This window comes from Nostoc sp. (assembly GCF_036916985.1).
Lineage (GTDB): Bacteria > Cyanobacteriota > Cyanobacteriia > Cyanobacteriales > Nostocaceae > Nostoc.
The window spans coordinates 277,464-302,792 of sequence record NZ_JBALFD010000082.1 but is presented as its reverse complement, the minus strand read 5'-3'; the positions used below and the strand labels follow the sequence as shown (position 1 = coordinate 302,792).

The following is a 25,329-nucleotide window of genomic DNA, read 5'->3' as shown; positions in this document are numbered from 1 at the left end:
AAAGTTGTTGGACTATTAGTCTAAGAACTTTAGGGATAGATATTAAGATAGATAGAAATAGAGGGTAGAAAGAAATAGTAAATTAATTTTGTAAATTAAATTAGAAAATTACTAGACAAATAATTCCCTCAGTATAGTGGTTCAAATGTACTAGTATAGTCAAATACTAGAAAATTAGTAGAGGTAAAGTGTAACAGGCATGAAACCATTGGAAATACGTGATTCTGTTGATTCCCGATATAACCCAGCAGCAATTGAGGAAAAATGGCAAAAAATATGGGTAGAACTTGGCTTAGATAAAACACCGACAGCTAGCAACAAGCCAAAATTCTACGCTCTTTCCATGTTCCCTTACCCATCGGGCAGCCTACACATGGGTCACGTCCGTAATTATACGATTACCGATGTGATTGCCCGCCTCAAGCGAATGCAAGGGTATCGGGTAATACACCCAATGGGTTGGGATGCCTTTGGCTTGCCAGCAGAAAACGCAGCCATTGACCGTGGCGTACCACCAGCAAGGTGGACTTATCAAAATATTGCCCAGATGCGGCAACAATTACAGCGTCTTGGTTTATCCATTGATTGGGAATGCGAACTTGCTACCTGTTCGCCAGATTATTACAAGTGGACACAATGGATTTTCTTGCAGTTTTTGCAAGCGGGGTTAGCTTACCAAAAAGAAGCAGCTGTAAATTGGGACCCCATTGACCAAACTGTACTGGCAAATGAGCAAGTCGATAACGAAGGACGTTCTTGGCGCAGTGGGGCAATAGTTGAGCGAAAATTATTACGCCAGTGGTTTTTCAAGATTACCGACTACGCCGAAGAATTGCTCAATGACTTGCATAAATTGACAGGTTGGCCAGAACGCGTCAAGTCGATGCAGGCAAACTGGATTGGCAAATCTACAGGCGCTTACTTAGAATTTCCCATCATTGGGATAGATGAAAAAATCGCCGTGTACACCACACGTCCAGATACCGTTTATGGTGTCAGCTACCTGGTGTTAGCACCAGAACATCCCTTAACCAAGCGCGTCACGACAAAAGAACAACAAACAGCGGTAGAAGCCTTTATTAAAGAGGTTTCCCATCAAAGTGAGTTAGAACGTACCGCTGAAGACAAACCAAAGCGGGGTATCCCCACAGGTGGTAAGGCAATTAACCCATTTACAGGGGAAGAAGTGCCGATTTGGATTGCTGACTATGTACTGTATGAGTATGGTACTGGAGCAGTGATGGGTGTACCAGCGCACGATGTCCGGGATTTTAAGTTTGCCAAAAATCACAATTTGCCAGTTGATTTTGTCATCGTTTCCCCAGATGATGTTGCAGGTTTTGACTTAACTCCCACATCAGAGGTTGATGAAGTCACACAACTCATCCAAATTGAATATAACCAGGCATACACTGAACCAGGAATTTTAATTAATTCTGGGGCTTTTACTGGTTTGACTTCCACAGATGCGAAACAAGCAATAATTGAATATGCCCAACAACAAGGTTTTGGGAAAGTGCGGGTGCAATATCGCTTGCGGGATTGGTTGATTTCGCGGCAGCGTTATTGGGGCGCACCGATACCTGTAATTCACTGTCCCAACTGTGGGATAGTTCCAGTACCCGACAAAGATTTACCAGTACAGTTGCCGGAAGAGGTGGAATTTACTGGACGTGGTGGTTCACCTTTGGCTCAGTTGGAAAGCTGGGTAAATGTACCTTGTCCAACTTGTGGCACACCAGCTAAACGAGAAGCTGACACGATGGACGTTTTTATTGATTCTTCGTGGTATTTCTTGCGCTTTCCTGATGCTAAAAATGAACAACAGGTTTTCGATTCCAGTAAAATTAATGACTGGATGCCAGTTGATCAGTACGTGGGTGGGATTGAACACGCGATTTTGCATTTGTTGTATTCGCGGTTCTTTACTAAAGTACTACGGGACAGAGGGTTACTGAACTTTGACGAACCCTTCCAACGCCTGTTAACTCAAGGTATGGTGCAGGGTTTAACTTATCTAAATCCTAATAAGGGTGGTAAAGATAAATGGATTCCTTCTAATCTGGTAAATTCTGCTGACCCGCGCGACCCCCAGACAGGTGAACCGTTGCAACGTCTCTATGCCACCATGTCAAAATCAAAGGGCAACGGTGTAGCGCCAGAAGATGTAATTTCCAAATATGGTGTAGATACAGCGCGGATGTTCATTTTGTTCAAAGCGCCACCAGAAAAAGACCTGGAATGGGATGAAGCCGATGTAGAAGGACAATTCCGCTTTTTAAATCGGGTTTGGCGTTTGGTGACAGATTATATTGCGGCTGGGGTATCCCGTAAAAAAGCCCAATCTGATTTAACTAAAGCAGAAAAAGAATTGCGGCGGGCGATTCACACAGCTATTCAAGCGGTGACAGAAGATGTGGAAGACGAATATCAATTCAATACAGCTATTTCCGAATTGATGAAGTTAAGTAATGCCCTAACTGATGCTGACGGCAAAAATTCGCCAATTTACGCAGAAGGTATTCAGACTTTAGTGGTTTTACTAGCACCATTTGCACCACATATTGCTGATGAATTATGGCATTTATTGGGTGAAAGTAATTCAGTTCATACTCAAACTTGGCCATCATTTGACCCTGATGCTTTGGTAGCTGATGAAATCACTTTAGTGATTCAAGTTATGGGTAAAACTCGCGGCTCGATTCAAGTACCAGCACAAGCAGATAAAGCCGCGTTGGAGAAATACGCCCGTGAATCAGAAATTGCCCAACGTTACATCGAAGGTAAAGAGATTAAAAAGGTGATTGTGGTGCCTGGAAAGTTGGTGAATTTTGTAGTCAGCTAAGAGGATGTTTGTCAAAATTATTTGTGAAACTGTACAAAATCAGACTTGGTGAGACAAGGGGCTTAAGCCCCTTGTTTTAGGCAACCTCATAGGTAATCGTATATTTTGCTAAGAAAAAGGGAGGAATGGGAGCATTTCGCTTTGACACAAATATACCTGGCGATTATAAATCACGGCTATACAAACGAATGGCACTAAGAAAAGCTCGAAAGCTTGTGTAGCCTCGTTCCCAGCCTGGAGGCTGGGAACCAGTTAGGACAAGGGCTGTGTCTTAACTTAGTGCCATTCGCTATACAAACAAAGTCCATCTCCGTGGACTAATACAAAATTAAGGGTTTTTAACCTGGTTTCCGCAGGTTTTGTCTATGTAGCCGCAATTTCTAATCACCGAGGTAAGTAATAAAGATGTGACACTTAGGCTATCGTTTAGAAGTTTAAAATATCTAATGATTCTTCTATTTCTAAATCTAATATTTTTTCTCGTGTATCTTTGAGTGCTTCTAGCTTCCCTTCTTTACGATAGATATCTGCCGCTTTTTGAAAATCTTCGATTGCTCCCTGTTTATCTGCGATTTCTAAACGAATATTACCCCGATTATAATAGGCATCAGCATAGTTGGAATTAATCTGTATCGCCTGAGTATAATCTTCAATTGCGCGCTCAAAATCTCCTAAATCTGAATGAGCATTACCGCGGTTGTAATAAGCATCGGCATAATTAGAATTAATCTGTATTGCTTGAGTATAATCTTCAATTGCTCCCTCAAAATCTCCTAAATCGGAACGAGCATTACCACGTTTTTTATAAGCTATGGCATCTTGAGGATTAATCTTGATTGCTTGGGGAAATCCCGGTTGAGAGCCTAATAAATAACGAGCAATTCCACGGTTTTTATAAGCATTAGCATAATCGGGGTTAATTTTAATAGCCTGGGTATAATCCTCAATTGCTCCTTGATTATCTCCTGCATGAGAACGAGCTTCAGCACGGTTTTTATAGGCTACGGCAACATTAGGATTAATTCTGATTGCTTGGGTATAATCATTAATTGCTTCTTCTAATCTCCCTAGTTGATACAAGGCTAAACCTCGTTTATTATAAGATTTAGCATCATGAAGATTCATCTGAATTGCCTGAGAATAATCTGCGATCGCAGTTTCATAATCTCCTATTTGATAGTGAGCTAAACCTCGTTTATAATATATACTCATATCCCCATGATTAACTTTTAAAGCTTGATTGTAGTTGGTAATTGCATTGGTATATTCTCCTTTTTCAAAATATTCATCACCTAGTTTTACGTAAACTAGATTTAAATCTTCACCACTATATTCAGGTTTCAAATAAGATTTGACCACCTGATTTATAGTTGGCTTAGATAAAATTTCTTGTTTCGGCAGATATTTATAAATTGGTGGTTGTTGTCTAGAAGAATTATTTCTAGAAGATTGTAATTGTTCTAGATAGCACCATAAACCACCACCATATAGTAATTGTTCTATCCCAAAAGAAATTTTACCAGTCTTCAACTTAATCATTCGGGTTGGGAGAAAGCCGGCTAAAAAAAGGTGATATTCAGATTGTGCTTCACTTACATCCTCTTGAATCAAAATGCAAACTACAACTGCATTTTTCTCAACTTCTTCAGAACTAATTGACCATCTTACTCTGTCAATTTGACCGTGACGAGATTTAACCTCGATACCAATAGATGGGTCAGAAGTCAAGGTAAAATCTATATTGCCATCGCCGCCGAATCGCTTTTCATAATCGACTTCGGTAATAAAATCAGCTAAACGTTCTTTGACAACTTCCTCACCCAACTTCCCTTTGAGATAGCTAATAAAAACATCGCGGACTGGTAAAACACGTTTATATTTTTCAGCCATCTGCCAGCAAAATTCCCGTAGTGCCTTTAACCTTTCTCCAGAGATTACAGTCAATTCACTATATTGACCTTCTGTTTCACAATGAAGCAGACAACCAGATGCTAACCTTTTAATAAAATCAGACTGTAGCGATCGCAGTAGTGTAATCCAGTCCATTGATGTTTCTGCGAATCTTTTAATGAGATTATTCTATTAAAATATCCATTCGGCGTAAACCTTTTAATTAGCTTGGGCGATATTCCCAAAAATTGTTTACTATTTTGCAATCATTCTTAATTTAAATTAACATATAGCAATCCGATAGCGAGTCAGACGCTCCTGCGTCGCTAACGCTGCGCTATCGAGCGTCTTTGATTTCTGAATCACTCGTAGAGGTAAGGGACTGGGGACTGGGAAGAAGGAATAAAGGTGTACTGAGTTTTGTTCAAAAATCAAATATGAGTCCTATATCACAATTAGCATTTTACTTAGTACATGTCACTGTAAAAGGGGTTCGGAAATATCGAGGGTTGATGTTGGGTGTCACTTCTCTACGGGACGCTGTTCGCATTCGTTCCACCCAACCTTGTATCTTAGAAGAAGTAGTAGACCGTGACAACCTTGGTCATAATAGACCGCTTCCTAGTATGGATCACTACATTTTTTTGCACCATTTTAGCTTTGCCACGCCAGTAGGCTTTAACAGAGAATCATTGCTACGCTAGCGGTGATTCTCTCCTCTTTTCAGGCATGTAAGCTATTCATTAAGATTTATTGCTTATTTTCAGACTTGTTTATTGATAACCTCCGATTTAATTCGAGGGTTTTTAATCCTGAAAAACTAATTTGTAATTTTGATTTATTAGAATGCTGCTAATAGAATTCAGCTTTTCAATGCAGCCTCAATCATCTTCCCACAATTCGTGATTCAGTAGGTCGATAATTCTATCTCTGAGTAAAAATTCGTTTTTTTCTAACTCAAGTTCAAAATTCACCCAGTCACGATGAGGAATATATTTACAGATGGTATAAATCGGGTGTTGACGGTTAAGAAGTCCCTTTTTAACCAGTTTAAGTGCTTCTTCCTTGATAACCTCGATGTCGTATTTAACAGTAGTATTCATAGGTTGTTCCTTTGTTTTCAATCAAGGAATTAAGAATCAAAACAATACTTGCTTTGACTATCCCTTAAACTTATCAAATAAAATTGGCGAGAATTGTGAAGAATCAAGACATTAATCCTTGTTGGAAATGTACGTGTGTCAGTAAGAGACTCTTTGTATACTCCCCTAGATAGATGATTACAGAGTAACAAGCTGTAAACTCCAAAAGGGGATGTAGCCCGCATTTCTCACAAGTTTAAAATGCAGAGGGGGAGAGAGTAATAAGTAATGAGTAAGGAGTAATAAGTAAATACTCCTTACTCATTACTCCTTACTCCCCTGCTCAAGCAAAGGCTTTGAAATATGTGGTGAGAAATCCGGGGTAGATGCTCTCTGGGCGACTTGCCAAAAGTAAGCTAGGGTAAAGAACATTCTCTAGATTACTTATACTATGCTCCTGAATCTTGATAAAGTTCGTCAATATTTTCCCGCTTTAGCTGGTGAATGGACTTTTTTTGATAATGCTGGCGGGTCACAAACCCTGAAAAAGGTAGTAGATAGAATTAGCGAATTTCTCTTGAGTTCTGATGTTCAGTTGGGAGCTTCTTATGGGGTTTCTCAACTTGCAGGAGAACGATTGGCTCAAGCAACTAGGGGAATGACTACTTTCATTAATGCCAATTCTTCTAAAGAAGTGGTCATGGGCCCATCTACTACAATGATGTTGAAAATTCTCTCAATTTGTCTGGGTCAAACCTTTACACCTGGCGATGAAGTGATTGTGACTAATTGTGACCACGAGGCCAATATTGGTGCTTGGGTCGCTCTTGAAAAACAAGGAATTAAGGTTAAAGTGTGGCAAGTTCGTCCAGATACTTTGGAACTTCATTTAGCAGATTTAGAACCATTGATGAGTCATAGCACCAAATTGGTATCCTTGACTCATGCTTCTAATGTTCTGGGAACCATCAACCCGATCAAAGAAATTGCTGCATTTGTACACGATCGCAATGCCATGATTTGTGTGGATGGTGTAGCTTATGCACCCCATAGATTAGTTGATGTCCAAGATTTAGATGTTGATTTTTATACTTTGAGTTGTTATAAAGTCTATGGGCCACATCATGCCTTACTTTACGGTAAAGAAGAACATTTATTAAGATTGCCTGGTCTTAACCATTATTTTATTGAGCAGACAGATATACCTTATAAATTTCAGTTAGGGAATGTCAATTTTGAATTAAGTTATGGAATGTTAGGTTTATGTGATTATTTAAGTGAGTTAGCACAATTACACTATGGGAATGAAACAGCACCAGATTTGAGAAATCAAATGGTGCAAGCATTTGATTTAATTAGCATACATGAAGAACATATTAGCGATCGCCTCCTAAATTATCTCAACAGCAAGGCTAATGTGCGAGTGATTGGTCAATCAAAGGCTGACCGTCAAACCCGTGTGCCAACTATATCTTTTGTGGTAGATGGAATCAATAGCTCAATCATTCCAGCAAAAATTGACCAACACTATATAGGAATTCGCTATGGAGACTTTTATGCTAAACGGCTCATTGAATACCTGGGGTTAGCATCCCAAGGTGGAATAGTGCGGGTGAGTATGGTGCATTACAACACCATTGAGGAAGTTAACAGCTTGATTGAGGCTTTTGATCAGACATTTTAGCTCCACTTTCTCCATTTTTGGGCAATGCTAAAGCTGAAGCTGAAACCTTTGTGGGAGGGTAGTTTTAGTTTTTTAATTTCATCGAGAATCAGTGACGTGGAAAAAATATTTGTCAGTTTACCAAGCCCTGTTGGAGCGGGGAGCAACGCGAAAAAGTGAGATCATCGTGAAAAGAGCTTTCTGATTGCTGGGCGAGCAGGGGAAGTGAGGAGAAAATTTTAGTCTTTTTACGACCTAAATAGTCCTAAATACACTTATTTCTTTCTCTCCCCCTGCCTCCCCTGCCTCCCCTGCTTCCCGACCTCACTGTTAGAGCATTGCTCCTGGTGTGAGATAATATCCAGCAGTCAGAAGTGCCTTTAGCAAACAGGCAAAAGATTTGTATAGTAATTATGTATACATAAAGACCAAGTAATAAATATCAAGAAATTTCAAAATTTAAAACCGCAAATAAATATAGGAGGTATTCTAAATAATTACTTAGTGATAATTAGCGGTTAGCATTCAAAACAATAGTTTATTAAAACTCTTGTACGGAGCTAGCAGCAAAAGTCAAGTAAACCTTAACTAGAATTGATAATTTTCTACTTTGTCCAAAATAAATTTTCATCTAGAGTAGGACAAAGATACCTACTGTTTACCACATAAAAAGCTAGCTGAAGCCTTTGGCTCTTAGCTATGGGAAACCAAGCTTGATTCTGAAGAGTCTGGTTTCAAAATGGGTAACAGCAACATCCCCTATCAGCTTGATCACCTATGCTAAAAGTTATGCACTCGGCCGCCAACTCAGCCACTCCAAATTCCCAGTGGGAGGATTTAATCAAGCTTCCAGCCCCAAACACAGTCCAATGGGACAATATTAAAACCCAATTAGACTTGGTGCTGTTGGCGCTAGAAACCTTAACTGGAATTGGTTCAGAGGCTATGCTTTCGGCGGCAACCGATCTGAATTTAGAGTCAAGAGTGCCCGACCGCGTAGCTTTATGGCGACTGCGCCAATCAAATCCCCTACGTAAAGGTCAAGGAGGGCGGAAAAAGCTAGATGTCGAAGAAGCGCGATCGCTTGTTTTGATCATCTGCTATCTAGCCAAACAGCACCAGGAATTGATTCGCCGCGCTGTCGGTCTGTTAGAACAAATGGCAGAAAATAACCGGGAACCTCACCAGGCTGCTTTACTTGGAGACTATATTGATGCTTTTTGCAACACCTACCAAGAGCGGATGGAAGAGGACGAGAAAATCTCAACGGATTTACTAACCAACCTGGCTCTAAAACTGCTTGTAGATTTACTTTTTTACAGTGCTGCTGGTGGGCATCGCCGTCTCTGGCTAGTACTTATAGACCGTTCAACAAAATTTTAGATTTGAAATTTCTCAACCAAAATTTACTTGCGATTTGTTTGCGAGATCAGAAAACCCTTTTGATGGTCGTTAGCTTTTTGGGCGATGCACTGTCAACACTGTTTCCTCCTTCCACACCAGTTTGCATAACTGAAGGAACCTAACAAAGTTCTAAGTGGAGGAATCCGCCATTCCAACTTTTTGCTCAATTTTTTGCAAAATCCCAAATAGTCTTCCAAGTTGTTCCTGCTATGCCTCTATCAAATTCTGTCATTCGTCGCTACACACCACCGACTTGCACGCTAGAAGTATTCGCGCAAAGTTCACCTCTGTCCCGTTGGATGGGTAAAACTGTCCTTAAACACCTAAGCTTTGAGTTACGTTTTGACGATCCCCGATTACCAGAAGAAAATAGAATTCCAATTCGGGGCGATCGCGAGCAACTCGAAGCTTTATGTGATGCTGTCACCAGCTACGTACAGCAATTTCTCCAACAGTCTCCAGAAAGCTTTTGGGTCAGTTTCTCCGGTACCCAGAAATTAAGCACAGCATTGGATGAGCCGGAATTAAAGTCTTCAACACAAACATTAAATGCCTTTAATACCCAGATTCCAGGGGCAAATATCCACTTAGAACCAAGCAGCTATTTAACTCACAATCTATTTCTCGGTTCTCTTGCCAATTACTCATCTGGCCCTGTAATTCAACTCAGCCTGCTGCAACTATTTGATTTGGCAAGTGCTTTAGATGAATACTCGACTGATGTGATGGCACTCCCAACTCTCAACAACACAAGTTCGACTCTGAGATTCCCGACTTGGGCGCCTATTGCCGCAGTATTAGTAATAGGTGTAGGTTTTTTACCAGTTACTTGGCAATATGCGAACAATCTTAGAGAAAAGCAACAGCAAACAGCCAAAACATCAGATTCAGCAGCGGTAAAGACTGCTTTAGAACCTTCATCCTCACTAAACTTTCCTACGCCCGATCCTGGGCTAACCACTCCAACCAATCCATCAGATAACTTGCTAGGTTCTACCCCTCCACTTGCCACATCCACTTTACCCCAAGCACCTCTAACAGTCCCTAGTTCTAGTTTTTCTACGCCGCCACCTCTAAACATATTGACAATACCTCAGGGGACGACTGCAACCCTTCCCAAAAATAGTGCAATCGCACCATCTAGCAAAAAACTCCCAGGTCAGGAAATTGCCATATTACCAAATCTGGGGCAAAATCCTACAAGGTCAAGTTCCCAGCCTGGTGCTATCCCTCAACTGCGAAACTTGCCACCTAGACTATCTTCTAACGCCAACAGCTTACCAACTAATATCTCACCAGTTCTTCCCCCATCTCTTGACACCATACCCAATAATAATCGTGTCAATGCTTCTACCCAACCCTCCCAACTAAACTCACAACAACAGCTAAATGAAAGAATCAATTCTCTACAGCAACCTTCTCCTGTAGAGAAACCTACTTCCCAAGTTCCCTCCTCTAGAACTGCCGAAAATAATCCTTTTATCGATCAATTGGGGGACACACGCAAATCTCCCACATCCACAGAAGTAGCTACTGGCACATTATTTGATACGCCTCAAGTAGCAGAAGCTAGAGAATACCTAGTAAAGCGTTGGCAACCACCCACTGGACTAGCACAAACATTAGAGTACAGTGTGATAGTTAGTGTTGACGGCACTGTTGAACGAATTTTTCCCCTGAATAAGGCAGCAAGAGAATTTGTTGATAGCGCTGGGATGCCCGAAGTTGGTAAACCTTTTGTTTCCGCCAATAAACGCGGACAAAATGTCAGAATTCGAGTTGTTCTCAGTCCTGATGGCAAGGTACAGACTTTTCCAGATGAGTAATTAACCTAATACGTTTAACGGGTCGCGCCAGGATTCCCCGACTTCGGCGGGCGCTCCGGGACTGGGGACTGGGGACTAGGAAGAGTTTTTTAAAAATTGGTTGAGATTTGAATACCCGAACAATTTTCCCAGTCCCCAGTCCCTAATCCCTTTTTCAATGCCACTTGTAGAACTGGTACAAATCTTGTGCCAGTTTCTATTTAATCAAATTGCTCTTGAGCTTTCTTTTGAAGTCCAGTTATCAAACTGGTCTTACTATTGATACCAGTAAACCTACCAGTCAATACAATTACTGTTAATACCAATTATCCAAAATTAAACTACAGATAAAAGTCTGGAAATCCAGATTAAATCTTACATTTATTAATTAGTAATTGGTATAGATAGCTCATATCAGAGGTAGGAAATATGCAAACAATTGGTAATCAAAAAGATAGTGCAGCTTGGATTATTCAAACCTGGGCAGCTTTTATGTTGTCAATTTCTATGACCACCTTCGGTATTGTAAACTTACCTGTAGATAGCTGGGTGAAGGGCTTTATGGGTATGGGTTTAGCTTTCTCTGTTGGCTCAACTTTTACTCTGGCGAAAACTACTAGAGATTTACACGAGACTAGAAGATTAACTGCTAGGTTAGACGAGGCGAAGGTAGAAAAATTGCTTTCACAGCACGATCCTCTAAATTTCAAATGAAGGCAATTACAGCAATTTTGGATTAAAAGGCTTTATCAAAAACCCATTTCAGGAAAAAAACTCGGTTTATTTTTATTTTTTGTTCCCTGTTCCCTTTCTCTACGAGTGATTCAGGAATAAAATCGGATTGCTGTATATCAATACACTTGGGTTAAGGGCTACTGGCAAAAATTTTGGGTTTTAGAGACGCGATAAATCGCCGTCTCTACAAATCTTTTTGTCTTATCTGAACTGCTGTATATGACAAAAAACAAAAGGACTGGATATACCAGTCCTTTATTATATTGATTTAACGTTTTTATCTTAATAACGGGATTTTTTGGTCTTTAACTTTTGTTTTTTACGCCGGCGTTCGCTAGCTGCAACTGCATGTTCCACCGGATAACCTACTACAGGAATTACCTGATATTTGCGCTCTTCTTCTAAATTTTTCAGTTCAGTGTAATCAACCCAATGAATGCAATCAACCGGACAAGTGTCAATTGCTTCTTGGATAATTTCCTCAGCGTCCCCATCTTGGCGAACTACGCGCGATCGCCCGTAATCTGGTTCAATATAAAAGGTGTTACGCGCAACATGAGCGCAATGCTTGCAACCAATACAGGTAATTTCATCAACATAAACACCATTTTGGCGCAGCAAACCGCCCAATTCCGGTTCTAAACCAGAACGTTCTGGGGCATCTCGTAAAAAACCCCCTAATTCTGGTTCCAAACCGGAACGGTTATCTTCTTGTTCTTCCGGTGACGGCAGAAAATCAGCCATTACGCACTCCAGCGCTGTACTACCAGGCGAATTGAACCATCTTCATTTTTTTGTTGTTCAGAGACTTGAAAACCAACACGAGCAGTTTCTTTCACAACTGTTTGATAAGCATAGCGCTGTGTTACCTGGCGCAAAAATCCGTCTACAGACAAATCTTGTTGCCAATATTGCAAGTCAGCCACCAATTCATATTCCTTGCCGTTCCATCTAAAACCGATGTCGTAGCCATTTTCCTGCTCAATACTAACTTCCGCAGGATGGGTTTGACCTCGATAGCCACGGACTTCGCGTGGGCCGGATTTCCAGTCTACGCCCAATTCAGTCAAAGCATCTTTCAAAGAATCCAGGTTACGGATTTGAGTCTTAATTTGGCTAAAGTGTGACATGGTGGTTCTGAATTATTAACACTAAACTACTGTGAAAACTTACCAATCGCTGTAAGTGCTGTGTGTATTCGCCAGATTAGATTGCTGCACCTTGGCGGCGAAATATTCTGAGGTTGGCTCATGATTAAGTACTTGCCCCAACTGTGCCTCTATTGCTGCTGTAACCTCAGCGCAAGAAGCACCCACAATGCCAGTGACTTTCTCTTGTACCCGACCGTCTGGATAGATTATGAACTCTAATGTCTCCATGCTTTTGGCCAACCAGGATAAGTACGCTTAAATTGTACTGCCTTAGCAGAAGGCTACAAATATAGCCGTAGGAACATTTTTACTTAGATACAAACTTGATATTTGTTAAATAATGTTCCATCTTTCAATATATATGTCTCAGAATCTTTGCAAAACTTATTAGTATTATAAGCACACACATCAGTATTTAGTTAGTTTCTCTTAACCTCATTGATTAGTCAAGGCAACTACTGAAGCTAGCTAAGTAAGCTGCAAATGTCCTAGAAATAGGCATTAGAGGTAGTATAGGCAGCAAGGAAATTCACAAAAATATAAAATTTCTTGAAAAACTTTATTATTACCATTCAGTTTACTTTATTGTCTTTTCGTAGGTTATATGCAGCGCAGTGTTAGTCTACAGCGAGATACTAGTGTATACGTAAGTAGGCATTGTATTAATCAAAGTGACGGGTTATTAAATTGTAGATTTTTTGTGTCTGTCGATTAATGCGATCGCATTAGTATATTAACTAGCAACTTGGGTTAATATTATGAGTCAGGTAGCTACGGTAGCAAAGATGTCGCAGCGAATCAAAGTGTACTCCTACTCGATATACCACTCGTCAAATTCATATATTGGTATTACCCTTGCCGAAAAAGCATTGCAGGGTTTACCTGTTGATATTGAACGACGACCAATATATATACCGAAGGAGCGGGGTATAAAGGTAGCTGAACTGCAAGGACGAACGGAAAACGCCCTATTATCGTCGTATCACAAAGAAGATTGTCTGCGGTGGGCAAAAAAGTACGGCATTGAAATTCGGCTTAAAGAGTTTGAAGAATTTGCTAGATGGGTGAAGCGTTGGGAGAAAATGCAGCTTGGTCGTGAAGAACTTCCGGCCAGAGCGTATTACGCCGCTTGTGGAACTGGGAAGGAGCATTTGCTTGATGCCGCTTTTTTTCGAGCGACGTACATTGACCTACTTGATGTCAACGATGAGTCTGTGATTAGGAAAGTTACAAATGATGTTGGGTTGAATGGCGATCGCATTCTAGAATTAGCATACGGCGAAGCAGCCAAACAGGCAGCAGTAGCAGCTTTAGCAGAATACGAACAGTTTGGTTGTCCCGGAGTCCCGACTTGGGTAGTCGAAGGCGAGAGATTTTGGGGAAAGGATCGTGTTGATTGGGTAACAGAAAAGGTCGCGTCGCTTTGCTCCGAATTCAAAATTATTAATTAAAAATTAAAGATTAAAGACCCCATCATTAAAATTAGGGACTTGAGATCAGGAGTCAGAATCAAGACGCGACTCGAAAATACTCGCTAACGCTGCGCTATCCGCTAGTCGTACAAAATTCATTCTGTTAGCGGTAGCGGGGCGTTTAGCCCATTCTGACTCCTGACTACTGAATTCTGTTCGATAATTTTTCAGGTTAATGGGTAAAAATCATCACTTTGCCTATTTGCTTATACCTGGTCTAACACCTGGACTTTCGCTACTGATTTTCTAGCTGCGATCTGATGAATCGGCAACTCAACCACAAACTCTGTACCTTTGCCAAGTTCAGATTGGCAGTATATCTTGCCGTTGTGTTTTTCTGTGACTATCTGATAGCTGATAGATAATCCTAGCCCTGTACCTTTACCGACAACCTTAGTAGTAAAAAATGGATCGAACAGTCGAGAGAGGACTTTTTCATCGATGCCGAGTCCGTTGTCGGCTACCCGAATTACAATCCAATCTTTATTGAGCAGGGAAGTAGAAATTCGGATTTTGCTGGGGTTTTTTGCCAACGCTTCAAAAGATTCCTGCGTGGTTCGTTCTTCTAGAGCATCAATAGCATTGGACAGCAAATTCATAAATACCTGATTCAACTGACCGGGATAGCATTCTATTAGAGGTAACGTACCATAATCTTTACTCACATGAATAGTGAGGCTATCGGCTGAGGGCTTCAAGCGGTTTTGTAAAATCATTAGTGTACTGTCGATGCCTTCGTGAATATTTGCTGGCTTGAAGTCAGCTTCATCTAGGCGCGAAAAATTCCGCAAAGATGTGACAATTTCCCGAATGCGTTCAGTGCCGACCTGCATAGACTGGAATAATTGAGGTAAATCCTCGATCAAATACGCTATTTCGGCTTTTTTGAAGAACTCTTGGATTTCTGGTGCGGCATCAGGATAATGATGCCAAAAAAGCTGCACATAGCGAAGCAATTCTTGCGTGTATTGGTGGGCGTGTTCTAAGTTTCCGTGGATGAAATTAATTGGGTTATTAATTTCATGGGCAACTCCCGCCACCAGTTGCCCCAAGCTGGCCATTTTTTCAGCATGGATAATTTGCATTTGGGCGGTACGCAGTTCATTTAGTGCTTGGGCGAGTTGATTGGCTTCTTCACGAGTTTGACCCAGCAAACTAGATTGTTGAAACAAGTTGGCTTGACGTAGCGCTACACTGAGTTGAGCTGCCACTTGGGTGACAAATTCCAATTCAGCTTCTTCCCAATTACGTGTACGGGTGCATTGGTGAATGCACAACAACCCCCACAGTTCATCACCTTCCATTAACGGCACAATAATCTGTGCTTTGACTTGGAATCGCTCAATCACATCAAGATGAGGTACTTTGGAGCCAACGCTGTTGACATCAGATATTACTTGTACTTCTCCTTGACGATATTGCGGTGCGTATTGATCGCCGAAGCAATAGTCTTGCACCTTCACGGCGAGGGCAGAATCAAACTTGGGTAAAACATCTTCAGCAATAAATTCACCGCTGCAAAAACCGACATTAGGATCAAAGCGGAAAATACCCACTCGATCTGTATTGAGCGATCGCCGCACTTCCTGTACTGTAGTCTTAAAGATCGTCTCCAAATCCAAGGATTCCCGGATTTTGACGACCAAATCAAATAAAATTCGCCGCTGTTCAGCTGATTGTTGCAGTTCATCAGCGCGAGTTTGAATTTGAGTCACCATTTGAGAACTTTGCAGTGCTACTCCCAGTTGGCTAGCAACCTGTACCAAAAATTCCACTTCCACACTATCCCACTGGCGCGGTGCAGAATGTTGATAGGCAGCCAGCAATCCCCACAAATTCCGTCCCACAAAAATTGGGATTAACGCATAAGCGCGAATCTTAAACTGCTCCAAAATATCTAGGTGACAGCGCGAGTGTCCGGCTTGGTAGATATCCTCTACAGCAAAATTTTCGTTGTTACGGTAGCGTCCACCCTTGGTTTCTTGGAGGTGGGTATCTTCCCAAACGAGATTTTTGCCAAAGGGATTTATACTGTCCCACTGTGCCTCAACCATACCGAAATTACTAACGAATTCGCCACTCCAATCTTCATTGAAGCGATAAACGCCAACCCGCTCAACCCGCAGCAGTTTACACACTTCTTGGCATGTGGTTTTTAGGATTAAATCAATATTGAGAGAAGAGCGAATTTTCCCGACTACTTCAGTTAATGCCCGTTGCCGAGCGATCGCATCTTGTAAGGCAGAAGCTTGTTGTTTCGACTGAGCCAAATTCTCGGCTTGCTGAATCGCGACTCCCAATTGTGCCCCTACCTGTCCAAGGAATTCCACCTCGTAATTTGCCCATTGGCGCGGGCCAGAGTGTTGATAGGCTGCTATCAGTCCCCACAGTTTTGGGCCGATGAAGATGGGCGCTAAGGTATATGCCCGAATCTTGAATTGCTCCAGAATATCGATATGACAACGCGAGTGTCCAGCTTGGTAGATGTCGTTGACAACAAAACTTTCGTTATTGCGGTAGCGTCCACCTTTCGTTTCTTGGAGGTAGGTATCTTGCCAAACTAGATTTTTGCCAAAGGGATGGATTCTATCCCACTGCGCCTCTACCATCCCAAATTGGCTGACAAATTCACCGCTCCAGTCTTCATGAAAGCGGTAAATTGCTGCCCGCTCTAACTTCAAGAGTTTGCAGAGTTCTTGACAGGCAGTGTCTAGAATAATTTCGGTATTTACAGACGAGCGAATATTTCCTACTACTTCCGTCAAGGCACGTTGGCGGGCGATCGCATCTTGCAGTTCAGCTGTGCGTTGTTTGGTTTCTTCTAAATTTTCTGCCTGCTGCATTGCCACACCGAGATGGCTGGCAGCTTGGGCAAAAAATTCGACTTCGTGAGGATACCATTGCCGAGGAGCGGAATGTTGATAGGCTGCAAGCATTCCCCACAATTTTGCACCAATAAAAATCGGTGCGATCGCATACGCCCGAATCTGAAACTGTTCTAATACCTCAATATGACAACGAGCATGTTCTGCATCGTAAATATCAGCTACAGCAAACGGCTCATTTTTGCGATATCGTCCTCCTTTGGTTTCTTGCAAATGGGAATCTTCCCACACCAAGTCCTGTCCAAAGGCAGTCAATGCATCCCAAGGATGTTCTGCAAAGCCAAAACGATTGATGAAACTACCACTCCAATCAGCGTTGAAACGGTAGATTGCAACTCGCTCAATTTTCAATTGCCGACAAATATCTTGACAAGAAGTCGAACATAGAGATTCTATATTTACAGATGCGCGAATCTTAGCCAGAATTCTCGCCAATATTTTTTGATATTGAACCGTTAGCTGTAGCTGTTTGTGACACTCTTGCAGGTCTGAGTGGTTCGACGCTTCATAACTGTTCGTTGTCATAAATTATCAAGAAAATAGAGTACCTATTTTTAGTATTCCCTTGTTTATTTGTAATTGATCAACTATTTTTGCTTGCTGGAGAGTCTTGATTAATTGTAGTTTCCAGTGCGGTTTTTAGTTTCTGGATTTCCTTTCATAGCTCTACTATCAAGGCTTCTGCTACCTCATTTAATAGTTGTTTGAGGTCGGGCAGTTTTTCTATTTATTCAGCTAATCTCTATCTTGAACTATTGTTAAGAATATTGAGCGATTTTAAAATAAATTCATATTAATTTTAGGTATAGAGCGGTCTAACTTCAATCATGAAGAATAGAAACATGTTAAGTATATTTATTCAGAGACATCGAGGTTTATACGTGGTGTAAAAAATTAGATAAAGAACTCATATTTGATTGCGTGAAAAAATTCAGTACATATCTATTTGCTTCTGTTCCCTGTTTCCTTCCTACGCAAGTAACGTTCTCTAAATCAAAACGGATTCCTATATTTCTCTCTTGCTGCTAACAGAACGTGAATTCGATTGCTCATATAATATCTACCCAATTTGCTCAATCAAAAAACCTCTAAGAAGGTTTTACTACGCAAAACCGTCCCTCTCCGAAACGGAAAGAAAGGAGCAACGAAAAATTAAGCTTTTTGCTCCCCTCTCCGACATGGAGAGGGGCTGGGGGAGAGGTCAAATAAGACTTGTCGAACTCACGTTAACAGAATTCAAAAAATACACAGCCTGCCATTCAAGATGTAATAAACATTAGGGGCGCACAGCTAGCTGTGCGCCCCGACGAATCACCTATATTACACCCTACAAAAATATCGGGTTATGAAATCCACATTACTTAGTAATGATTTAGGTTAATGCCAGCTTCTTTTGCCATTGCTTCTAACCCATTAATTTGTAGGGTTTTGATTGCTTTAGTAGACAGCTTTAACTTCACCCAGCGATTTCCGCCTTCCCACCAAACACGCTTATTTTGCAGATTAGCGTGCTGAAGGCGTTTAGTACGGCGGTGGGAGTGGGAAACAGCAAAAGCATTATTTGCCTTCTTACCAGTTAGTTCACAGCGACGGGACATAGCAAATATCTCCAGATTGTTATTTTAATACAGCCTTTCCATTTTAGGTCTTAGGCAACAGAAGTGGTGAATGGGGAGTGGGGGAAGCAGAGGGAGCAGGGGGAGCAGGGGAAGAATAATCATTAAACAATTTCCAATGCCCAATGCCCCATACCCCACTCAGCACTATTTACTCGCTTGTTCTGTCAACTTGGTGAGTACCTCATTCGATCGCTCGACGAAAGATTTCATTCCCTCTGCGTCAAATCCTTTCTGAGACATCAGCGCTAAATCGTAGACGTGTTGGCAAATCAAGTTGACTAACTGATCTGTAGGCGATTCACCGTCACCTTGAATGATACTACCTTGGTTAAGATTTACCAGATTTTGAATTAGGGGGTGAGCAGTATTCACTAGCAAAACGTGGTCTTCAGGAAACTCTGCTGACTGCTGTTGCATCATAGCGTTCATTTCGCGCAGGCGGCGGAGAATCTCTGGTAAAAGCACGATCGCAGGTGGTGTACCTTGAGGATCGTCTGATTTCAAAGCTTCGGTACGGATGTTGAGTTTGGGTTTGTTGAGGGATTTCTCAAATAACTCTTTAATCGTCTCACTCCGGGTTTTGTTCGTCTTAGGATCGACAATTTCCGTAGCTTTGTCTTGTTCTAGCAGGGTATTATCTAAATCTGAGTCTACCCGCGTAAATTTGACATCCTGATATTCCCGCTCTAGGAAGTTGATAAAGTGGGTGTCGATAAAGGAGTCCATAAACAGGACTTCTAAACCTTGATTTTTGTGCAGTTCTATGTATGTAGCTTGGGTTGTTCCATCGGTGCTGTAGAAAACCCGGTTTTCGTTGCGTTCTTTGTTGCGTTCTAGATACTCTTTCAGCGTAGTATAGGGAGCTATGGGTGTCGAGTTCTCAGAATTGGATGAAGGAGTGACATCTTGCCAAGCATCCCCGTCTGAAGACTGGACTTCAACCACTGGCGTTTCAGCAGCAACTTTTTCTGTCAGCTTGGCGGTGGTGCGGAAGACAATGATATCTTCGATTTGTTTTTTGAATTTCTCGTCGTTGAGAACGCCGAATTTGACAAAAGTGCCCAGGTCTTTCCACGCACTAATGTATTGTTCGCGGTTATCGCGGAAAAGTTCTTTGAGGCGATCGCCTACTTTTTTGGCAATGTAGTCACCAATTCGCTTCACGGTGCGATCGCCTTGCAAGGCACTGCGCGATACGTTCAGGGGAATATCGGTACTATCAATCACACCCCGCATCGGCATCAGAAATTGCGGGATAATTTCTTCGCAGTTGTCGCTAACAAAAACTTGATTGCAAAATAGCTTGATCTGCCCTTTGGTAACATCTACATCCGGTCGCATTTTTGGGAAATACAAAATCCCGTTGATGATAAAGGGATAGTCTGTATTTAGATGTACCCATAACAAAGGTTCTTCCTGAAAAGGATACAGATAGCGGTAAAACTCTAAATAATCTTCTTGAGTAAGATTATTCGGAGACTCTCGCCACGGTGCTTTTTGCTTATTTATTACTTCGCCATCTAGTTTAATTGGGACTGGCAAAAAGTCGCAGTATGTCTTGACAAGATTCTTAATCCGTGCGGATTCGAGAAATTCCTCTTCTTCTCCTTGCAGGCTGAGAATAATAGTAGTACCGCGAGTTGTTCGGGGCGAGTCTTCGAGAGTGAAAGCTGGAGAACCATCACAAGTCCAGTGAACCGCCTGCGCCCCTTCTTGGTAAGATAAGGTGTCAATTTCTACCTTTTGCGCCACCATAAAGGAAGAGTAGAAACCAAGACCAAAGTGGCCGATTATCGGTTGATCTGATTTGCCTTCATACTTATGAATAAATTCTTCAGCACTAGAGAAGGCAACTTGATTGATATATTTCTTAACTTCATCTGCGGTCATCCCGATACCGTTATCGGAAATGGATAGGGTTTTCTTATCTTTGTCAATGGCAATTTCAATTTCTGGTTCGCCGATATCTCCAGCATAATCGCCAGCGCGGGATACCATTTTTAGCTTTTGGATGGCGTCTACAGCGTTGGATACCAGTTCCCGCAAGAAGATTTGGTGATCTGAGTAAAGCGACTTCTTGATGATCGGGAAAATATTCTCAGTATGAATACTGATAGTGCCTTGTTCTAGCATAATTGGTAGTTTTCGATGTTAGTATCTGAAACGATGATAGTAGGTAATACAACCTAGCCATCTGTTTTCCAGGATAAACCCGGAGAACATAGAAGGGTATGATACCAATTAGGATTTTAAAAGCATAACTTAGGCGATCGCACCTTTTTTAAGGATTGTTTGCCCCCATTCTCTGATTCGGATTCCCCTACTTCCGACTTCCCACTCCCCACAGATTGCTGTTTAAGTATTACTAGAATTTTTCTCCAACACCAAAAAATAATGGTATGGATAAGTGGGATCGATAAATTCTTGCTTAACAGTTAACCCAGCTTTGGCAACAGAGTTTAAAATCCGAGTTTTCGGATAACCTTTCAAACCCATTTCCCAGTAGTGTTCGTCACAGACTGGCGTTGTACTCCAGAATTTGGGGACATTGAATAGTAAATGCCTTGGTCTACCTGAGAAAGAGGTTTTCACCTGAAACGAGAGGTATTGAGTGCAATAGGGAATCGAAATCACCAAAAATTTCTTAGTCGCAATAGCAAGTTTTCTCAATGCTTCTTCTGACTGTTGGTAGGGGAAGTGTTCCAGCACTTGAAACAAGACAATCGCATCAAATTTATCTTTTGGTAATAAAAAATCTGTAGTCAAATCTAAAATTATTTCTGGCTTAAGGCTGGGGTCAACATCAGCAGTGGAGACGTTGTATCCATTATTCTTTAGAATGTCTGTTAACAGAGAATTAAAAATCCCAATTTCCAGAACGTTTTTTACCTGATTACCCAGCGAAAAAATTAGACGCAACTGATGATGGTAACTGATGAGGCGATTTTTTGATAAATATTCTGAATTTCTAATATCTAATGAGGTAATGAGTTGCATAAATAAGCCTACCTAAGCTGAAATATTAATAAATTTGGTGGGTATACAACTACAGGATTCCCGGAAAAATCATCAAAGTAACATCTGAACCTCACTCTAAACCTCTCTCCTTGTAGGAGAGAGGCTTTGAAGGGGGATCTTCGAGGGCAAAATATCACTAACACCAAGGCTATTGCTTTAATGAGTAGGATTCTACGCGCTAAAGTATTTGGCTAACGGGTGATAGGTAATAATCGCAGTGGTAGACTGTTCTGGATAAAGTTGTTCGCTTTCATCCATATACAAGTTAATCCTGTCAGCCTGCAATAACTCCAGTTGCTTGTACTGATCCTGAATATTTGGACAAGCTGGATACCCAAAACTATACCGCGAGCCACGATATCGTTGTGCTAATATATCCCGAATATTGTCGGGTTCTTCAGCAGCAAAACCTAACTCCCGGCGAATTCTGGCGTGTGTCCATTCCGCTACAGCTTCCGCCACCTGCACCGCCATACCGTGGAAATACAGGTAATCGGTGTATTGATTGGCAGCAAACAGCTTTTGGGCGAACTCTGTGGCAATTTCCCCTACAGTTACCGCTTGCATTGGGAAGACATCAATAATTCCCGACTCCTTCGGTGCAAAGAAATCTGCTATGCACAGCCGCCTTAAAGACTTCTGTCTGGGAAACTCGAAAGTTGCAACCTGTTGTGATTGGTTCTCTGAGTTATATATATGTAGAGAATTCCCCTCGGCTTGACAAGGGAAATACCCGTAAATCACTTGGGGATGCAACAGATTTTCTTCAATAATTCGCTGTTTCCAAGTTTCTAAAATTGGGTAGACTTTCTCAGCTAAGAAAGCCTGATATTCTTCCTTAGATTGTTCCTTTGGTTTACGGAATTGCCACTGTCCAGCAACTAAAGCTTGTAAATCCAAGTGCCAGAATATTTCCTCGATGGGAATATCGCTAGGCTGCAATAATTTCGTTCCCCAGAAAGGCGGTGTGGGACGTTCAATATCTACAGCCACAGCTTCGGAACGTCTCGTATCTACTACTTTTGGTTCAGCAAATGTTTCTTCAGCAGTTGTAGATTTTGGTTCTTTGTTACCATTTGTCGAAACTTCAGCAGTTTCGACTTCGTTCAAAAATCCCTGCAAATCTTGCCAGTTATTAGTTGCCTTTGCTGGCATTAATTTATCCATGAAGTGCAAGTCAGAAAAGGCATCTTTGCCATAAACAACCTTACCTTTGTAGGTATTTTGGCAATCTTCATAGACAAACTTGGGAGTCAACGCCGCACCACCTAAAATTACGGGGACACTAATTCCCTTTTCGTTAAATACCTCCAAGTTCTCTTTCATAAAGGCGGTGGATTTCACCAACAAACCACTCATGGCAATACAATCAGGTTTGTACTGTTCGTAAGCATTGATGATATTTTCCACCGGCTGTTTAATTCCCAGGTTAATCACCTTGTAGCCGTTGTTGGACAAGATAATATCCACTAAATTTTTACCAATGTCATGGACATCGCCTTTCACTGTGGCAATGATAAAAGTTCCCTTGGCATTGTTACCTGATTCCGATTTTTCCATGAAGGGTTCTAGAAACGCCACCGCCGCTTTCATGGTTTCCGCAGATTGCAGAACGAAGGGCAGCTGCATTTGTCCAGAACCGAATAATTCCCCGACAACTTTCATGCCATCTAGCAAAAAGGTATTGATAATCTCCAACGGGGGATGTTCTTCTAAGGCTTTTTTCAGATGTTCTTCTAAGCCAATGCGTTCACCGTCGATGATATGGCGTTTGAGACGTTCTGGGATGGGGAGACTTTCATCTAAGGAGCGATCGCGCTTAGTTGTCACCCCAGCAAACGCTGTGGTAAGCTCTCCCAAGGGATCGTAAACGCAAACATTACCCTCAAACTTCCGCTCATCATAAATCAACTGCCGACAAATTTCTTGATGGCGTTCGTCAATCTTCGATAGCGGTAAAATTTTGTTAGCGCTGACAATGGCTGCATCCATTCCCGCCGTTGTTGCCTCGTGCAAAAATACTGAGTTCAGCACCATCCGCGAGGCTGGATTCAAACCAAAGGAAATATTGGAAACACCCAAAATCACATGACATCCAGGCAATCCTTCACGAATCCGCCGGATGGATTCAATTGTGGCTTTACCATTTTCTCGGTCTTCTTCAATCCCGGTGGAAATTGGTAACGCTAGGGTATCAAAGAATATTTCTGTGGGTGGTATGCCATATTCTACAGCTTGGTGGTATGCACGCTCTGCGATCGCAAACTTTTTGTCTGCTGTCCGCGCCATCCCATCTTCATCGATAGTACCAATGACTACACCCGCACCGTATTTTTTCGCTAACTCCAGCACCTTTAAAAAGCGCGGTTCCCCATCTTCGTAGTTGGTGGAGTTCAGCAAACACTTACCACCGGCAACCTTTAAACCTGCCTCCATTTTTTCCCATTCGGTGGAGTCAAGCATTAAAGGCAGTGTGACATTATTAACAATGCGCGAAACTAATTCGTGCATATCACGCACGCCGTCGCGTCCCACATAATCGACGTTGACATCAAGGATGTGTGCGCCTTCTTTGACTTGCGCCCTCGCCATTGAAACGAGTCCGTCCCAATCTTCGGCATTTAACAAATCGCGGCACTTCTTGGAACCACTGGCGTTGAGACGTTCGCCGACAATCAAGAAGGAATTATCTTGATCGTAAGGCTGAGTGGTGTAAATTGATGCTGCTGCTGGTTCTAAGCTAGGATGTCTAACTTTTGGCTTCAGGTCTTTAGCAACTTCTGCCAATTGTTGAATGTGTTCTGGACGCGTCCCACAGCAACCCCCGATCACTTGGACACCCAAATCTTCAACAAAATGCATCAATGACATCCGCAATTCTAACGGTGTCAGGCGGTAGTGTGCTTGACCGCCCACGTTCTCAGGTAAACCCGCGTTGGGAATACAGGAAACGATGAAAGGCGAATGTTCTGCCAGATACTTGATATGTGGTTTCATCAAGTCTGGGCCTGTGGCGCAGTTTAAACCAAGAATGTCAATTGGGTAAGGTTCCAGAATTGTCAGCACAGCGCTGATTTCGGAACCAACCAACATTGTGCCCATGCTTTCCATTGTCACAGACACCATCAACGGTCTGCGATCGCCTTTCTTAGCAAATACTTCTTCAATGGCATTCAGCGCCGCTTTAATTTGCAGCACATCTTGGCAAGTTTCCACCAGAAATAAATCGACACCACCATCCCACAGCGCCTCTGCTTGTTCGGCAAAAGTAGCTTTCATGGTGTCAAAGTCAATATGTCCCAAGGTAGGGAGTTTCGTTGTCGGGCCGATAGAACCTGCCACAAACCGGGGCTTTTCTGGCGTGGAAAATTCCGCAGCCACACGCTTCGCCAATTCTGCGGCTGTCTTGCTGAGGTAGTAGGCTTGGTCTGCCAAGTCATATTCTGCCAGCACCAGGGACGTACTGCCAAAGGTATCGGTTTCAATGACATCTGCACCAGCAGCGAGAAAGTCTCGGTGAACCTTAGCGACAGCTTCGGGTTTCGTGTGGACTAAGTATTCGTTACAACCTTCATACTGTGCGCCGCCGAAATCTTCAGCAGTCAGGTTTTGGGTTTGTAAGTTGGTTCCCATTGCCCCGTCGAAGACGAGGACTGGGCTATCTGGACTACGCAGGCGTTCAAGGAAAGGATGAGTCATATTTTCCTAGAAGAATTTGGGTTAGTCGTATAATATTCGACTTACTTTATTATTTTCCCAA

Annotated in this window: 17 protein-coding genes; 7 read left to right on the top strand and 10 right to left on the bottom strand. The window is 42.0% G+C overall.

Annotated elements, in window-relative coordinates:
• The first annotated feature begins 199 nt into the window (after positions 1–199).
• Entirely contained in the window at positions 200–2,845 is a 2,646-nt protein-coding gene (gene leuS / locus V7L07_RS27645; protein WP_335062214.1) for a leucine--tRNA ligase, read from the top strand.
• Positions 2,846–3,271: 426 nt separating this feature from the next.
• On the opposite strand, the gene V7L07_RS27640 is transcribed toward leuS, so the two are convergent.
• Entirely contained in the window at positions 3,272–4,891 is a 1,620-nt protein-coding gene (locus V7L07_RS27640; protein ID WP_335062213.1) for a tetratricopeptide repeat protein, read from the bottom strand.
• A gap of 281 nt (positions 4,892–5,172) precedes the next feature.
• Between V7L07_RS27640 and V7L07_RS27635 the strand changes: the two genes are divergently transcribed.
• Positions 5,173–5,439: a hypothetical protein gene (locus V7L07_RS27635; protein WP_335062211.1), complete on the top strand. Its 267-nt coding sequence runs from the start codon at positions 5,173–5,175 to the stop codon at positions 5,437–5,439.
• Between the two features lie 177 nt (positions 5,440–5,616).
• On the opposite strand, the gene V7L07_RS27630 is transcribed toward V7L07_RS27635, so the two are convergent.
• On the bottom strand, positions 5,617–5,838 hold the full coding sequence (locus V7L07_RS27630; protein WP_334776625.1) for a DUF4327 family protein: 222 nt from the start codon (positions 5,836–5,838) through the stop codon (positions 5,617–5,619).
• A gap of 430 nt (positions 5,839–6,268) precedes the next feature.
• Here V7L07_RS27630 and V7L07_RS27625 point away from each other — a divergent pair, with 430 nt between their 5' ends.
• From V7L07_RS27625 to V7L07_RS27610, 4 genes are all read left to right on the top strand, one after another.
• Positions 6,269–7,501, top strand: coding sequence for a cysteine desulfurase-like protein (locus V7L07_RS27625; RefSeq protein ID WP_335062210.1), 1,233 nt, complete (start codon positions 6,269–6,271; stop codon positions 7,499–7,501).
• Between the two features lie 756 nt (positions 7,502–8,257).
• A complete protein-coding gene (locus V7L07_RS27620) occupies positions 8,258–8,863 on the top strand; it encodes a DUF3038 domain-containing protein (protein ID WP_335062209.1) in 606 nt (201 codons plus the stop codon).
• Between the two features lie 230 nt (positions 8,864–9,093).
• Entirely contained in the window at positions 9,094–10,710 is a 1,617-nt protein-coding gene (locus tag V7L07_RS27615; protein WP_335062207.1) for a DUF4335 domain-containing protein, read from the top strand.
• A 408-nt stretch (positions 10,711–11,118) separates the two neighbouring features.
• Complete coding sequence (locus V7L07_RS27610) at positions 11,119–11,403, top strand: YiaA/YiaB family inner membrane protein (RefSeq protein WP_334776695.1); 285 nt, start codon at positions 11,119–11,121, stop codon at positions 11,401–11,403.
• Between the two features lie 303 nt (positions 11,404–11,706).
• Here the strand turns inward: V7L07_RS27610 and V7L07_RS27605 are convergent, their stop codons facing one another.
• The 3 genes from V7L07_RS27605 to V7L07_RS27595 are packed head-to-tail and all read right to left on the bottom strand — an operon-like array spanning position 11,707 to position 12,803.
• Positions 11,707–12,168 carry a ferredoxin gene (locus V7L07_RS27605; protein ID WP_179067272.1) on the bottom strand — a complete coding sequence of 154 codons (462 nt, stop codon included), beginning with the start codon at positions 12,166–12,168 and terminating at the stop codon, positions 11,707–11,709.
• Entirely contained in the window at positions 12,168–12,554 is a 387-nt protein-coding gene (locus tag V7L07_RS27600; protein ID WP_335062205.1) for a DUF1257 domain-containing protein, read from the bottom strand. Before V7L07_RS27600 ends, V7L07_RS27605 begins: the two co-directional genes overlap by 1 nt.
• A gap of 39 nt (positions 12,555–12,593) precedes the next feature.
• A complete protein-coding gene (locus V7L07_RS27595) occupies positions 12,594–12,803 on the bottom strand; it encodes a DUF2997 domain-containing protein (RefSeq protein ID WP_334776630.1) in 210 nt (69 codons plus the stop codon).
• A gap of 530 nt (positions 12,804–13,333) precedes the next feature.
• Between V7L07_RS27595 and V7L07_RS27590 the strand changes: the two genes are divergently transcribed.
• Positions 13,334–14,026, top strand: coding sequence for a DsbA family protein (locus tag V7L07_RS27590; RefSeq protein WP_335062203.1), 693 nt, complete (start codon positions 13,334–13,336; stop codon positions 14,024–14,026).
• A gap of 227 nt (positions 14,027–14,253) precedes the next feature.
• On the opposite strand, the gene V7L07_RS27585 is transcribed toward V7L07_RS27590, so the two are convergent.
• From V7L07_RS27585 to metH, 5 genes are all read right to left on the bottom strand, one after another.
• Positions 14,254–17,457, bottom strand: a complete 3,204-nt coding sequence (locus V7L07_RS27585; RefSeq protein WP_335062201.1) for a GAF domain-containing sensor histidine kinase — start codon at positions 17,455–17,457, stop codon at positions 14,254–14,256.
• An 836-nt stretch (positions 17,458–18,293) separates the two neighbouring features.
• Complete coding sequence (gene rpmB, locus V7L07_RS27580; RefSeq protein WP_292718775.1) at positions 18,294–18,530, bottom strand: 50S ribosomal protein L28; 237 nt, start codon at positions 18,528–18,530, stop codon at positions 18,294–18,296.
• Positions 18,531–18,695: 165 nt separating this feature from the next.
• A complete protein-coding gene (gene htpG / locus V7L07_RS27575; RefSeq protein ID WP_335062199.1) occupies positions 18,696–20,684 on the bottom strand; it encodes a molecular chaperone HtpG in 1,989 nt (662 codons plus the stop codon).
• A gap of 222 nt (positions 20,685–20,906) precedes the next feature.
• A complete protein-coding gene (locus V7L07_RS27570; protein WP_335062197.1) occupies positions 20,907–21,548 on the bottom strand; it encodes a class I SAM-dependent methyltransferase in 642 nt (213 codons plus the stop codon).
• Between the two features lie 192 nt (positions 21,549–21,740).
• Positions 21,741–25,268 carry a methionine synthase gene (gene metH, locus V7L07_RS27565; protein WP_335062195.1) on the bottom strand — a complete coding sequence of 1,176 codons (3,528 nt, stop codon included), beginning with the start codon at positions 25,266–25,268 and terminating at the stop codon, positions 21,741–21,743.
• Positions 25,269–25,329 lie beyond the last annotated feature (61 nt).

Excerpts from the sequence above, each read along its gene's own strand:
- rpmB (WP_292718775.1), bottom strand. The coding sequence starts at position 18,530 with ATGTCCCGTCGCTGTGAACTAACTGGTAAGAAGGCAAATAATGCTTTT.
- htpG (WP_335062199.1), bottom strand. The coding sequence starts at position 20,684 with ATGCTAGAACAAGGCACTATCAGTATTCATACTGAGAATATTTTCCCG.
- V7L07_RS27590 (WP_335062203.1), top strand. The coding sequence starts at position 13,334 with ATGAGTCAGGTAGCTACGGTAGCAAAGATGTCGCAGCGAATCAAAGTG.
- V7L07_RS27630 (WP_334776625.1), bottom strand. The coding sequence starts at position 5,838 with ATGAATACTACTGTTAAATACGACATCGAGGTTATCAAGGAAGAAGCA.
- V7L07_RS27605 (WP_179067272.1), bottom strand. The coding sequence starts at position 12,168 with ATGGCTGATTTTCTGCCGTCACCGGAAGAACAAGAAGATAACCGTTCC.
- V7L07_RS27620 (WP_335062209.1), top strand. The coding sequence starts at position 8,258 with ATGCTAAAAGTTATGCACTCGGCCGCCAACTCAGCCACTCCAAATTCC.
- metH (WP_335062195.1), bottom strand. The coding sequence starts at position 25,268 with ATGACTCATCCTTTCCTTGAACGCCTGCGTAGTCCAGATAGCCCAGTC.
- V7L07_RS27610 (WP_334776695.1), top strand. The coding sequence starts at position 11,119 with ATGCAAACAATTGGTAATCAAAAAGATAGTGCAGCTTGGATTATTCAA.
- V7L07_RS27600 (WP_335062205.1), bottom strand. The coding sequence starts at position 12,554 with ATGTCACACTTTAGCCAAATTAAGACTCAAATCCGTAACCTGGATTCT.
- V7L07_RS27635 (WP_335062211.1), top strand. The coding sequence starts at position 5,173 with ATGAGTCCTATATCACAATTAGCATTTTACTTAGTACATGTCACTGTA.
- V7L07_RS27585 (WP_335062201.1), bottom strand. The coding sequence starts at position 17,457 with ATGACAACGAACAGTTATGAAGCGTCGAACCACTCAGACCTGCAAGAG.
- V7L07_RS27570 (WP_335062197.1), bottom strand. The coding sequence starts at position 21,548 with ATGCAACTCATTACCTCATTAGATATTAGAAATTCAGAATATTTATCA.
- V7L07_RS27595 (WP_334776630.1), bottom strand. The coding sequence starts at position 12,803 with ATGGAGACATTAGAGTTCATAATCTATCCAGACGGTCGGGTACAAGAG.
- V7L07_RS27615 (WP_335062207.1), top strand. The coding sequence starts at position 9,094 with ATGCCTCTATCAAATTCTGTCATTCGTCGCTACACACCACCGACTTGC.
- V7L07_RS27640 (WP_335062213.1), bottom strand. The coding sequence starts at position 4,891 with ATGGACTGGATTACACTACTGCGATCGCTACAGTCTGATTTTATTAAA.
- leuS (WP_335062214.1), top strand. The coding sequence starts at position 200 with ATGAAACCATTGGAAATACGTGATTCTGTTGATTCCCGATATAACCCA.
- V7L07_RS27625 (WP_335062210.1), top strand. The coding sequence starts at position 6,269 with ATGCTCCTGAATCTTGATAAAGTTCGTCAATATTTTCCCGCTTTAGCT.